We start from the raw sequence: 13,287 nt of genomic DNA, 5'->3' as shown, positions 1-13,287 counted from the left end.
TACAGACAGCGTTCCCTGTAGGCCTGGTTGCAACAGCATATAACAGACTAATGGCGGCGCTGCCAAATCCACAGCGCCGCAATCGCCAGCGCAAACAGCGCACCGAACCCAATACCAATCGCTACCGCCGGGATCCCCACCAGCACCGCCAGTGAGTAAATACCCAACATCAACAGCATCGCGCTGTTTTCACCCAGGTTCTGCACCGCAATCGCATTACCTGCGCCGACGCTTTTCTTACCCCGCTCCTGCAGTAACGCATTCAGCGGCACCACAAAGAACCCACCACACACGCCGATAAGCATCAGCAATGCGTAGGCCGGAAGCAGCGAATGTTGAAGAGAAAAAATCAGCACCACGACGCCAATCAGGATCCCCGCAGGCATACAGCGCGACACGGTTTCCAGCGTCACCAGCTTCGCAGCCGCCCCCGCGCCGACGACAATCCCGATCGCTACCATGGCATTGAGATAGGTCGGCGTGGCGTTATCGGTGATGCCTAGCGCCACCGGAACCCACAGTACCAGCAGAAAACGCAGCGTAACGCCCGCCCCCCAAAAAAGGCTGGTTCCCACCAACGAGAAGCGTGTTTCACCGTTGCGCCACAGCGAAGAGGCGGCACAGAAGAAACTGCGCGTCATTTTCCCCAGATGCCAGGACTGGCCAGGGCGAGCCGCGGCTAGTTTCGGGATATACAGGTTAGCGACCACTGCGCCAGCATAGGCCAGCGCACAGGCAGAAAGCGCGGCAATCACGTGCCAGTCGGCCAGAACGCCGCCGGCGACAGAACCGAGCAAAATCGCGGCAATGGTGGAAGCTTCCATCAGGCCGTTGGCTTTCACCAGTTTGTCGCCGGTGGTCAGTTCACCGAGAATGCCATACTTGGCCGGTGAATACGCCGCCGCGCCAATCCCCACTAGCGTATACCCGAGAAACGGATTAATGCCGAAGCAAATACTTGCCGCACCCAGCAGTTTCAGGGAGTTCGCGAACATCATCACTCTGCCTTTGGCAAAGCTATCCGCCACCTGTCCAACAAACGGCGCAAACAGAATGTAAGCACCCACAAACACCATTTGCAGGATAGGCTGGCTCCAGTCCGGATAAAATTGCTCCTTCAGCAACGCCAGCGTAGCAAACAGCAACGCGTTATCGCCAAACGCAGACAGAAACTGCGCGGCGATAACGGACATCATCCCTTTGGACCAGATTGACGTGTTAGTGTGCACTGACTCACTCATGTTGTTTTTCCGGCTCATCGACCCAGCTTTTCAGCGTAACAAAATCCGGCTTACCGCTGCCGAGTAATGGGAGTTGCTTCAGGTGGCGTATATCACGCGGTACGGCGAGTTCAGGTACGCCGTGTGCCCGCGCATACTGCTGGAGTTTTTCACGCGTGAGTTCGCTATCGGTGGTAAACAGCACCAGCGCCTCACCTTTGCTGGCATCGCTCTTGATCGCCGTGGCGTGCATTTTGTCTGCTGATACCGCCAACGCCAGTTGCTCAACCATTTCCAGCGACACCATCTCTCCGGCAATTTTAGCAAAACGCTTAGCGCGCCCCTGAATCTGTACAAAGCCGTTTTCATCAAAGCGCACAATGTCTCCGGTGTCATACCAGCCGCGCTCAATCTCACCTTGCGCATTCTCTGCCGTCGGCACTTCCAGCACCCCAGGTTTTTCGACGCGCAAATAGCCGCTCATAATATTAGGGCCTTTCAGCTGTAAACGCCCACCGTCCTCAATTCCCGGAACGGCCAACAGTCGAGCATCCATACCAGGCAAAATGCGCCCTACCGTTCCCGATTTTGCCGCCATCGGTACGTTAATCGACACCACCGGCGCACATTCCGTCACCCCATAGCCCTCAAGGACACGCAGGCCAAATTTCTCCTGCCACAGTTGCTTTGTGCTGTCCTGCAGTTTTTCCGCTCCCGCAACCACATAGCGCAGGCGATGGAAATCGTATGGATGCGCGAAACGCGCGTAGTTGCCGAGGAACGTTGACGTACCAAACAACACGGTGCAGTTCCGGTCGTATACCAGCTCTGGCACAATGCGGTAATGCAGCGGGCTGGGATAAAGAAACACTTCTGCGCCAGTTAGTAGCGGCGTGAATAATCCCACCGTTAGCCCAAAGGAGTGGAACAGCGGCAGCGCCGACATAAAGCGGTCATCGGCGGTGAAATCGGCAATCGTTTTAATCTGCTCAACGTTCGCCAGAATGCTTTTATGACTGTGAACCACGCCTTTCGGATGGCCTTCTGAACCGGAGGTAAAGAGGATCACCGCAGCGTCTTCCGGCTGCTGCTTCACCTGCGCCAGATGCGGTGCCAGCAGATGTGAGAAAATCCACAGCTTATCGCTAAAGGTCACATCGGCTTTCAAGTCCTCCAGATACACCCAACGCACCTGGGTGAGCTGTTCTGGTAAATGCCAGAGTTTGCCTTTATCGAGAAACTGTCGGGATGTGAAGATCGTTTTTATTTCAGACGCAGTAATGGCGCTGGTTAATCCTTTCACACCCGCGGTGTAGTTCATCATGGCTGGAATGCGTCGACGCGCAATGGCGCCAAAAATGACCGCCGCGCTGATTCCCGCATTTGGCAGCATCAGGCCGATTCTTTCACCCTCGGTGCTGTATTTTTCCAGAATACGCGCGACAAACAGCGTTTTCGTCAGCAGTTTGCGGTAGCTGTCCGGAGTGAAATTAATATCTTCAATGCAGTTTTTGCCTGCGCCAAAACGGTATTTCGCCGCCAGCAGCGACTCGTAGAGCGTCTCACGCGGACGAACCGCCATGCGTGCTTCCATCATAATTTGATGCAGCATCTCTCCGGCGATTTTACGGCGATCGCGAGCTCGCGGTGCTTCCGGCATCGGCAGTTGTGTCGGCGGTAGGATGTGTAAGCGGATGCGCGGGAAGAATCGCTGTTTAACCAAACCTTTCAGGCGGCTAAAGCGGGAAAGCTCTGCGCCCTCAATGCGCACAGGTACGACCGTCGCTCCCGACTTAGCGGCGACAAACCCGGCACCGTCATAGATTTTCATCAACGAGCCGGTGGTCGAAATACGCCCTTCCGGAAAGATAACCACCGGGCGGCCCTGTTCGACCAGACGAACCAGATGTTTAATCGACATCGGTTTGGTTGGATCTAACGGTACGAAATCAATCAACGGGGTTAGCCAGCGCATATACCATTGCTGGCTGATCGAGGTGTAAACAGCGAAGACGGGACGAATCGGTAAAAAGAGCGCCAACAGGATGCCGTCTATAAATGAAACATGGTTGGGAGTGATTAGAACGCGTTCTCCCTGTAGCGCGCTGACATCGCCCGTGACGCGAACGCGGAAAAGCACGCGAAACAGATTACGAAAAAAGCCAAATAGCATCTCAACTCCCTGTGCCATTAATTATATAAACATCAATGGTGGGAGAGTATACGAGTTGGGGAATAGGTGCGACAGGTAACTGTTAAATACAATTCGAAAAAAAACCTGCGCATCCGCGCAGGTTGGTGCAAGAGACAGGTACGAAGCGCGTACCGAATAATCTCACCAATCAATACCTCTGGGATCTTGATTGTGGTCGTCAGCAGCCAGATACGCCAGTGCGAAAACGCAAAGGAATGAACCCAAATGCAACGAGTTGTGTAAATTATCGGTTACTGTTACAGATAGGCTGAAGGTAAAAAAAAACCTGCGCATCTGCGCAGGCTGGTGTAATTCTAGTGATCAACCCGAAAGTTGATTTCACCTATCAATACCTCTGGGATCTCAACTCTAGCAATCTGCTCAGTTCCCTCACCAGCGAACAATCGCAACAGCACATCGCAAAGTGTAAGCAAAAATTAGCATTTTCTATTTTCTGTCTTACTTCGCTCGTGTGCGCTCACATTTGCGACGTTCTGACGGGCAATCTGCTTGAACAGCCAGCCATTTTCCGTAACACTGACGGAATGTAAGCGTTTACCCACAACAGGTACTATCATGGCGACCATAAAGGATGTAGCCCGACTAGCAGGTGTATCAGTCGCCACCGTTTCTCGAGTGATTAATGATTCCCCTAAAGCCAGCGAAGCATCGCGCCTGGCTGTAACGAGTGCAATGGAATCACTCAGCTACCACCCCAACGCCAATGCGCGTGCGCTGGCACAACAATCCACAGAGACCATCGGTCTGGTAGTTGGTGATGTGTCCGATCCATTCTTTGGGGCAATGGTTAAAGCTGTCGAGCAGGTGGCCTATAACACCGGTAATTTTTTACTGATTGGCAACGGCTACCATAACGAACAGAAGGAACGACAGGCGATTGAACAGCTCATTCGCCACCGCTGCGCAGCCCTTGTTGTCCACGCAAAAATCATCCCGGATGCTGAGCTGGCATCACTAATGAAGCAAATCCCCGGCATGGTATTAATTAACCGAATTCTGCCAGGATTCGAACAACGCTGCGTTGCCCTTGATGACCGTTTCGGCGCATGGCTCGCGACCCGGCACCTCATTCAACAGGGCCATACACGCATTGGCTATCTGTGTTCCAATCACACAATTTCAGATGCGGAAGATCGTCTGCAAGGCTATTACGACGCGCTGGCAGAGAGCAATATACCGGTCAGCGATCGCCTGGTAACGTTTGGTGAACCGGATGAAAGCGGCGGTGAACAGGCGATGACCGAGTTACTTGGTCGTGGCAAAAACTTCACTGCGGTAGCCTGCTACAACGACTCAATGGCGGCTGGTGCCATGGGCGTATTAAATGATAACGGCATTGATGTACCGGGAGAAATCTCGCTGATTGGTTTTGATGATGTGCTGGTTTCCCGCTACGTGCGCCCGCGTCTGACCACGGTGCGCTATCCGATCGTGACGATGGCAACCCAGGCTGCCGAACTGGCGCTCGCGCTGGCGGAGAAGCGCCCCGTGCCTGAAATTACCCACGTTTTTAACCCAACTCTGGTGCGTCGCCATTCCGTTTCGACGCTGACAGAGCCGGGGAATTCATCGTCAAACGATTAACCAGGATAGCGTTATGACTACGATGTTGGACGTTTCACGACACGCAGGCGTCTCAAAAGCGACCGTTTCGCGCGTACTGAATGGCACGGGTCAGGTAAAAGAGAGCACGCGCCAGAAAGTGTTTAAGGCCATGCAGGCACTTGATTATCGGCCTAATTTTTTAGCACGATCTTTGGCAAACCGCACCAGCAACAGCATTGGTCTGGTGGTTTCTACATTTGATGGATTCTACTTTGGCCGGCTGCTGCAACAGGCTTCACGCCAGACGGAATCTCACGGCAAGCAGTTGATCGTCACCGACGGACACGACACACCAGAGCGTGAGCAGGAAGCCGTGCAAATGCTGGCGGACAGGCAGTGCGACGCCATTATTCTCTATACCCGCTATATGAGTGAAAAAGAGATAATGTCGCTGATGAACAGCATCGCTATGCCCTTGCTGGTCATCAACCGTGATGTAAGCCAGGCCCGCGATCGCGCGATTTTCTTTGAACAGGAAGACGCGGCCTATCAGGCGGTCAATTATCTTATCTCCCAGGGCCATAGAGATATTGCTTGTATCACTGTGCCAGGCCATACCCCGACCGGTAAATCCCGCCTGATGGGGTATCGTAAAGCGCTGGAAAAAAACGGTATTCCCTGGGATCCCGACAAGGTCAAATACGGCGACTCCACGATGACACGAGGCTATGAAGCCTGTCGTGAACTGCTGGAGGAAGGGGTGAAATTCAGCGCACTGTTCGCCTGTAACGATGACATGGCATTGGGCGCATCAAAAGCGTTACATCAGGCCGGGCTGAGGATCCCAACGGACGTCTCACTGTTTGGTTTTGATGATGCACCCAGCGCCAAATGGCTGGAGCCGGGGCTGTCTACCGTTTATCTGCCGATTGATACCATGATAACCACGGCAATCGACCAGGCTATCCGGCTGGCCAACGGCGAGAGCGTCGAGCCAATCCCACCGTTTACCGGCAAACTGGTACTACGTGACTCAGTAACGCTCGGGCCGTATTTTAAGTAATTAAATGCCGGATGGCGGCACAAGTGCCTTATCCGGCCAACAGCGCCCACAGTTAATTTCGTAGGCCGGATAAACGTAGCGCCATCCGGCATTTCACCACGCTGTAATCAGATTAATTCCAGCGCTAACAGCTCATCAATGGTCTGGCGACGGCGAATCAGCCGCGCCACGCCGTTATCGAACAAAACCTCCGGCAGCAGAGGACGGCTATTGTAGTTTGACGACATAGACGCGCCGTACGCCCCGGTATCATGCAAGACCAGATAATCACCCGGCACCACCGCAGGCAACAGACGGGTTTCCACATTTCCGCCCTCCTGCTGGGTAAACACGTCGCCAGATTCGCACAGCGGCCCGGCCACCACGGTTTCCCGTTGCGGGGCGTGTTCCAGAGACCGACCATCCCCAGCCAGCGCGGAGATATGGTGATAGCTGCCGTACATCGCCGGGCGCATCAGATCGTTGAAGCCCGCATCGATCAGCACAAAGTGACGGCTACCCATCTCTTTTACGCTGCGTACCTGTGCTACCAGCACGCCGGCTTCCGCGACCAGAAAACGACCCGGCTCTATCTCAAGCGCGACCGGGTGCCCCAGGTATTTAGCAATCTGCTCACGCGCAGCGTTCCACAATCCAAAGTAGTGATCGGTATCGATCGCCTCTTCACCTTCGCGATACGGGATTGATAAACCGCCGCCCGCAGAGATCGCCTCCAGATCCTGATCAAATTCAATCACCTGACGCACCATCGCACCGCACACCTGCTCCAGATGCGCGTAGTCCACACCGGAGCCAATATGCATATGAATCCCCACCAGCTTCAGCTTGTAGCGCTGAATCACCTCCAGCGCCGCGGGAAGATCGCTATACCAGATCCCGTGCTTGCTGTTTTCGCCGCCGGTATTGGTTTTCTGACTGTGCCCATGCCCAAAGCCAGGGTTTACGCGTAGCCACACGCGATGGCCCGGCGAGACCTGACCCAGTTGTTCCAGCATATCCACTGAACCGGCATTTACCGGAATGCTCAATTCATGCACCCGGGCGAGCGTCGCGTCATCGATCATATCGGCGGTAAAGACGATTTCATCTTTCCCCGGTACAAAACCTGCCGCTAGTGCACGTTCAATTTCGCCCAGCGAGACGGAATCCACCTTCACGCCCTGCTCGCGCATCAGGCGCAGAATATGAATATTCGAGCATGCCTTCTGGGCAAAACGCACCACGTCAAACTGGCTCAGTTTGGCAATCTGCGCGCGGATAATCTGCGCATCATAGACCCACACCGGGCAGCCGAATTCGGCAGGCAGGCGCAGCAGGTTGTCGGCGGTCAGGTCAGTGTCTGTGTTGTTGAGTGGGCGTGGCATGGTGTGCTCCGGTATTGGCTTTTTTATGATTACGCCACAGCCCGAAAAGAATAAAAAATATCGTTTTATCGTGAGTCTATGCAAAAATGATATGGATTGGTTCATTCGAGGATTGCCCATGCCCGCCGTTAACCTGCGACACATCGAAATTTTTCACGCCATCATGACGGCAGGCAATCTGACGGAAGCCGCGCGCATGCTACATACCTCGCAGCCCACCGTCAGTCGGGAACTGGCCCGATTCGAGAAAGTACTGGGATTAACGCTGTTTGAACGCACGCGTGGCCGGCTGCACCCAACCGTACAAGGGTTACGTCTGTTTGAAGAGGTGCAACGTTCGTGGTATGGCCTGGACAGAATTGTGAGCGCCGCCGAAAGCCTGCGCGAGTTTCGCCAGGGCGAATTGTCGATTGTTTGCCTGCCGGTATTCTCACAGTCCTTTTTACCGCCACTACTGCAGCCATTCCTCGCACGCTATCCGCAGGTCAATATTCAGATAGTGCCGCAGGAGTCACCGCTACTGGAAGAGTGGCTGTCAGCGCAGCGCCACGATCTGGGGTTAACGGAAACGCTGCATACGCCTGCCGGAACAAAACGCACCGAATTGCTGGCGCTGGATGAAGTGTGCGTGCTGCCCCAGGGGCATCCGCTGACTAAGAAAGCGGTGTTAACGCCGCAGGATTTTCAGGGGGAAAACTACATCAGCCTGTCACGGACCGACAGTTACCGTCAGCTACTGGATACCCTGTTTAATGAGCACCAGGTGAAGCGCCGTATGGTGATTGAAACCCATAGCGCCGCTTCAATTTGTGCAATGGTGCGGGCAGGCGTGGGGATCTCGGTGGTAAACCCACTGACCGCGCTGGATTACGCCAGTAGCGGGGTCGTCATCCGCCGCTTCAGTATTTCGGTACCCTTTACGGTCAGCCTGATTCACCCACTTCATCGCCCCGCCTCGGCGCTGGTTGATGCTTTTACGGCGCATCTGCAGGACCATCTACCAAGTCTTATTGACCCGCTGGAGGCTATTTTGCATCCACAACCGAAAGCATAAATGCCACCGCATCTTGCGCATGGATTGCCGCGGTGTCGAAAACCGGTAGTGGGCTTAGCTCGGCGGGAACCAGCAGACCAATCTCAGTACAGCCAAATATCACCCCTTGCGCCCCCTGTTTCGCCAGTTGGTCGATGACGCCCAGGTAATAATCGCGGGAAGCCTCGCTGAACTCACCGAGACACAGCTCATCGAAAATAATCTGGTTTATTTTCTGACGGTCATCAGCTTCAGGAATCAGCGTGCTAATGCCAAATTCAGTCTGTAAACGACCGCGGTAAAAATCCTGTTCCATGGTGTAGCGCGTACCCAGTAGCGCCACGTTGCTCATCTGCTGCTTTTGTATCGCCCGCCCCGTCGCGTCGGCAATATGCAGGAATGGCACATCACAGGCGGCTTCAATCGCCTCAGCAACCTTGTGCATGGTGTTGGTACACAGCACAATCCCTTCCGCACCCGCCTGCTGTAACCCCAGCGCCGCCTGCGCCAGAATATCGCCTGCTTTTTCCCACTCACCGCGACTCTGACACAACTCAATCTCATGAAAATCCACGCTGTGCAGCAGGATCTGCGCTGAATGCAGGCCGCCCAGGCGCTGTTTTACCCCTTCATTAATGAGTCGATAATAAGGAATGGTAGATTCCCAGCTCATACCGCCTAACAGACCGATCGTTTTCATCATTTCCCCTGACTCGTTGTTGTCTCTTCAGTGAACCAAAGATGTGATCAACTTTCCACATATGTTGGCGTGCATTTCTTTTTTTAATTTTCTGATATAGGTTTAATGAAACATTGTTTTAATTAATTACAGGAAGGCCGGATGTTTATTTTTCATAAAAAGACCACGCTTGACGATCTGGGCAATGGCGTTACCCGGCGCATTCTTGCTCACGACGGTAACATGATGGCGGTTGAGGTGAACTTCGAGCAAGGCGCGATAGGCCCGATGCACAATCATCCGCACGAGCAGCTGACTTACGTGTTGTCCGGTGAGTTTGAATTTACCATCGGCGAAGAAAAGCATGTCGTTAGGGCGGGCGATACCCTGTATAAACAACCCAACATTATGCATGGCTGCGTCTGTTTAAAACCGGGAACGCTGCTGGATACCTTTACGCCCATACGCGAAGATTTTCTACACGGGTAATTTCGTTGTTCTCAAGCCGTGCTACTGACCGGTTTGAGAACACGCTAAAATGCGTACTCAGTTCCCTAAAAATGAATACGTTACAATGCGGGGCATTTTCCTTCGATACCAATTCGCATAAGCATTAATCACCCGATGCGTCTCGCCATGTGGGCGATTACAGTCACGTTATCTTAATTAACGGTGACGGATCGCCATGACAAAAATGACAACATCCACTCCACATGACGCAGTCTTCAAACAGTTCTTGTACCATCCTGATACCGCAAGAGATTTTCTGGATATCTATCTTCCATCAACCTTGCGGGAGCTATGTGATCTGCAAACACTAAAACTGGAATCAGGCAGTTTTATTGAGGATAGCCTGCGAGCCAGCTACTCCGACGTACTGTGGTCATTAAAAACAAATGAAGGCGATGGGTATATCTATGTTGTTATCGAGCATCAGAGTTCGCCAGACGCTCACATGGCATTTCGGCTAATGCGCTATGCAATGGCCGCAATGCAACGCCATCTGGATGCTGGCCATAAAACATTACCTTTGGTGATACCGATGCTGTTTTATCATGGCGCACTCAGCCCCTACCCCTTTTCACTCTGCTGGCTGGATGAGTTTGACGACCCCATAGTGGCACGACAGCTATACTCAGCAACATTTCCGCTGGTAGATATCACCGTAATACCCGATGACGAAATTATGCAACATCGCCGTATAGCACTGCTGGAATTGATGCAAAAACATATCCGCAAGCGTGATTTAATGGGATTAGTGGAACAACTGGTCTCGTTGCTGGCTACGGGATACGCTAATGACAGCCAGCTCAAAACGCTATTTAATTACATGATGCAGTTTGGAAATACGCCTCACGTAGATAAATTTATCCGTGAAGTCGCTCAGCGGGTACCACAGCAAAAGGAAAGTCTGATGACTATTGCGGAAGTGTTGCAACAAGAAGCCAAACAACAAGAAGCGTTACGCATTGCCCAGATGATGTTAGCGAATGGTATTAGCCATGAAATTATACTAAAGATAACCGGGCTGTCTGCTAAGGATCTCCTCGCAAGGCAGGCGGCTCCACACTGAAATAAGTAGTAATGAGAGCCCGATAATCAGTTGTTCTATCGGGCTCCCTGCTCACTTACACGCCAATATCTCTTAACTTCTCACCTGCCATCAGCTTACGTTCGATATGCTCAAGCGTGACGTTTTTGGTTTCTGGAATCAGCCAGAACGTAATACCGATAAACACGACGTTCAGCGCAGTATATAGCCAGAACGTACCAGCCGCGCCAATGCTATCGAGCAGCGTCAGGAACGTTGCACCAATGATCATGTTCGACACCCAGTTGGTGGTGGTGGAGCAGGTAATACCAAAATCACGGCATTTCAGCGGCTGAATTTCCGAACACAGGATCCACACCACCGGCGCGGCGCTCATCGCATAGCCTGCAATACACATCATCGTCATGCCAACTGACAGCCAGGATAGTCCACTGGAAGCCGTGCCGTTATCAAACTGCATCAGGCAATATCCGAGCACCAGCGTCCCGATGGCCATTACGCTGAACCCAATTTTCAGCGCCGGTTTACGTCCTGCTTTGTCGACCGTGAAGACGGCAATAAAGGTAGCGAACATAAACGTTAAGCCAACCACCAGCGTGGCAATCATCTGCTGCTCTGTGGTGGTAAAACCCGCCATTTTGAAAATGCGCGGCGCGTAATACATGATGATGTTCATCCCGGTGAACTGCTGCATCGCCTGCAGTAACATCCCAAGAAAAACTGCGCGGCGCACGTTACGGTTAATTTTAAACAGCGCCCAACCACCCTGCTTCAGCTTCAAGCTTTCACGGATTTCGTTCAGCTCATCGCGGGCCTTTTCTGACGTATCGCGCAGCATGCGCAATACTTCTTCAGCTTCAATGTGGCGACCTTTTTCCGCCAGCCAGCGCGGGCTGTTGGGCAGGAACACAACCAGAATAATCAGCAATACAGCCGGAAGCGCCAGCACGCCCAGCATAGCGCGCCAGTTACCGCTGTAGCTGAACGCGGTATCAGACAAAAAGGCCAGAACGATGCCCAACGTCACCATCAGCTGATACATACTGATCATCTTGCCACGCACGTTTTCGCTTGCCATTTCAGAGAGATAGAGCGGTGCGGTGTAAGAGGCGATCCCCACCGCAACGCCCAGTACCACGCGGGCAAAAATGAGCATTTCTACGCTGGAGGCAAACGCCGAGCCCAGAGATCCGACGACGAAAAGGATCGCCCCCGCCATCAGACTGTATTTACGTCCCAGGCGGAATGACAGCCAACCGTTAAACAGCGCACCAATTGCCGCGCCCAGCATCATGCTGCTGACCACCCACTCCTGCAGGCGGCTGGTCAACACAAAGTGATCGGTGATGAAAGGCAACGCCCCGGCAATCACGCCAATATCCAGGCCGAATAACAACCCTGCGACAGCCGCAGAGATAGAAACAAACATATTCATACGTCGCGTATCGCGCACTGGGCGCGGCGCTAAAGCAGCATCATTATTTATTGAGACCATTTTTTCCTGCCAGATACAGAGTAACCATGCCATTGAAAGTAAGGGATCCCTTGCAGGAAGCGTCAGGCGGGAAACGGCAAAAACATGGATTAAATAGCTACACCACATCGTTATGTGATGGATATTCCAATTTTAAAATTTACCGACAATCACTCAATTAAATTTAATTTATTGATATTAAAGAATATTAAAAACAATAAATTGATACGTATGAAATTTAATATGGAATAATTTATAACCACAATATGGATTTTAATGATTCAAAAGTAAAAAAAACCCTGCCATTTAGCAGGGTTTGTTGGCTCTGGAAAGCAATTAACGCGCCAGCCAGCCGCCGTCTACCGCAACGGTATAGCCGTTGATATAGTCAGATGCGCTGGACGCCAGGAACACGACAGGCCCCATCAGGTCGCTCGGCAGACCCCAACGCCCCGCCGGAATACGATCGAGGATTTCTGCGCTACGCTGCTCATCAGCACGCAACTGTTGAGTGTTATTCGTCGCCATGTAACCCGGCGCAATCGCGTTGACGTTGATGTTATGTTTTGCCCACTCGTTCGCCATCAGACGGGTAACACCCATTACGCCGCTTTTAGACGCGGTGTAAGACGGCACGCGGATCCCGCCCTGGAAGGAAAGCATAGAGGCGATGTTGATAATTTTACCGCCGTTACCCTGGGCGATAAAGTGCTTCGCCGCGGCCTGAGACATAAAGAACACGCTCTTAATGTTCAGGTTCATCACGTCATCCCAGTCTTTTTCGCTGAAATCGATCGCATCGTCACGACGGATAAGACCCGCGTTGTTGACCAGAATATCGATATGGCCGAATTCTGCCACTGCGCGCTCCAGCAGCGCCGGAATACCGTCGATTTGACGCAGATCGGCGGTCAGGCTTAAAAAACGGCGGCCCAGTGCGGTCACACGTTCGATGGTTTCTGTCGGTTCAACAATGTTGATACCGACGATATCGCAGCCCGCTTCCGCCAGGCCCAGCGCCATACCCTGACCCAAACCGGTGTCACAACCGGTCACAACGGCGACTTTACCTTCAAGAGAGAATGCATTCAAAATCATTGTAAATCCTTAATTTTTTATAATGCCCGCCGCAGCAGGCACGG

Annotated in this window: 11 protein-coding genes; 5 read left to right on the top strand and 6 right to left on the bottom strand. The window is 52.7% G+C overall.

The window, feature by feature from the left end; translation table 11 throughout:
• Positions 1 to 47: 47 nt before the first annotated feature.
• The gene (lplT, locus tag OGV57_RS10725) at positions 48 to 1,241 is read right to left on the bottom strand and encodes a lysophospholipid transporter LplT (RefSeq protein ID WP_003033951.1); all 1,194 of its coding nucleotides are present in this window, start codon (positions 1,239 to 1,241) and stop codon (positions 48 to 50) included.
• A complete protein-coding gene (gene aas, locus OGV57_RS10720; RefSeq protein ID WP_003033949.1) occupies positions 1,234 to 3,393 on the bottom strand; it encodes a bifunctional acyl-ACP--phospholipid O-acyltransferase/long-chain-fatty-acid--ACP ligase in 2,160 nt (719 codons plus the stop codon). The genes lplT and aas overlap by 8 nt, the downstream gene beginning before the upstream one ends.
• A 597-nt stretch (positions 3,394 to 3,990) precedes the next feature.
• Between aas and galR the strand changes: the two genes are divergently transcribed.
• Positions 3,991 to 5,019 carry an HTH-type transcriptional regulator GalR gene (gene galR, locus OGV57_RS10715; protein WP_003033945.1) on the top strand — a complete coding sequence of 343 codons (1,029 nt, stop codon included), beginning with the start codon at positions 3,991 to 3,993 and terminating at the stop codon, positions 5,017 to 5,019.
• A gap of 13 nt (positions 5,020 to 5,032) precedes the next feature.
• On the top strand, positions 5,033 to 6,043 hold the full coding sequence (locus OGV57_RS10710) for a LacI family DNA-binding transcriptional regulator (protein WP_054528747.1): 1,011 nt from the start codon (positions 5,033 to 5,035) through the stop codon (positions 6,041 to 6,043).
• A gap of 107 nt (positions 6,044 to 6,150) precedes the next feature.
• Here OGV57_RS10710 and lysA read toward each other — a convergent pair whose 3' ends face one another.
• A complete protein-coding gene (gene lysA, locus OGV57_RS10705; RefSeq protein WP_044699776.1) occupies positions 6,151 to 7,407 on the bottom strand; it encodes a diaminopimelate decarboxylase in 1,257 nt (418 codons plus the stop codon).
• Positions 7,408 to 7,525: 118 nt separating this feature from the next.
• On the opposite strand from lysA, the gene OGV57_RS10700 reads away from it, so the two are divergent.
• A complete protein-coding gene (locus OGV57_RS10700) occupies positions 7,526 to 8,461 on the top strand; it encodes a LysR family transcriptional regulator (RefSeq protein WP_003033937.1) in 936 nt (311 codons plus the stop codon).
• On the opposite strand, the gene OGV57_RS10695 is transcribed toward OGV57_RS10700, so the two are convergent.
• Positions 8,433 to 9,140 carry an aspartate/glutamate racemase gene (locus OGV57_RS10695; RefSeq protein WP_054528748.1) on the bottom strand — a complete coding sequence of 236 codons (708 nt, stop codon included), beginning with the start codon at positions 9,138 to 9,140 and terminating at the stop codon, positions 8,433 to 8,435. The two genes, OGV57_RS10700 and OGV57_RS10695, sit on opposite strands and share 29 nt — an antisense overlap.
• A 141-nt stretch (positions 9,141 to 9,281) precedes the next feature.
• Between OGV57_RS10695 and OGV57_RS10690 the strand changes: the two genes are divergently transcribed.
• Positions 9,282 to 9,608 carry a cupin domain-containing protein gene (locus tag OGV57_RS10690; protein WP_054528749.1) on the top strand — a complete coding sequence of 109 codons (327 nt, stop codon included), beginning with the start codon at positions 9,282 to 9,284 and terminating at the stop codon, positions 9,606 to 9,608.
• Positions 9,609 to 9,804: 196 nt separating this feature from the next.
• Positions 9,805 to 10,692 (top strand): Rpn family recombination-promoting nuclease/putative transposase, encoded by an 888-nt coding sequence (locus OGV57_RS10685; RefSeq protein WP_003033929.1) that lies wholly within the window; start codon positions 9,805 to 9,807, stop codon positions 10,690 to 10,692.
• A gap of 55 nt (positions 10,693 to 10,747) precedes the next feature.
• Here the strand turns inward: OGV57_RS10685 and araE are convergent, their stop codons facing one another.
• Complete coding sequence (araE, locus tag OGV57_RS10680) at positions 10,748 to 12,166, bottom strand: arabinose-proton symporter AraE (RefSeq protein ID WP_003033926.1); 1,419 nt, start codon at positions 12,164 to 12,166, stop codon at positions 10,748 to 10,750.
• 315 nt (positions 12,167 to 12,481) lie between these two features.
• Positions 12,482 to 13,243: a 2-dehydro-3-deoxy-D-gluconate 5-dehydrogenase KduD gene (gene kduD / locus OGV57_RS10675; RefSeq protein WP_003033923.1), complete on the bottom strand. Its 762-nt coding sequence runs from the start codon at positions 13,241 to 13,243 to the stop codon at positions 12,482 to 12,484.
• Positions 13,244 to 13,287 lie beyond the last annotated feature (44 nt).

This window comes from Citrobacter sp. Cf087 (genome assembly GCF_030334285.1).
Lineage (GTDB): Bacteria > Pseudomonadota > Gammaproteobacteria > Enterobacterales > Enterobacteriaceae > Citrobacter > Citrobacter freundii.
The sequence above is the reverse complement of the archived record's forward strand: the minus strand, read 5'-3'. Positions and strand labels throughout refer to the sequence as shown.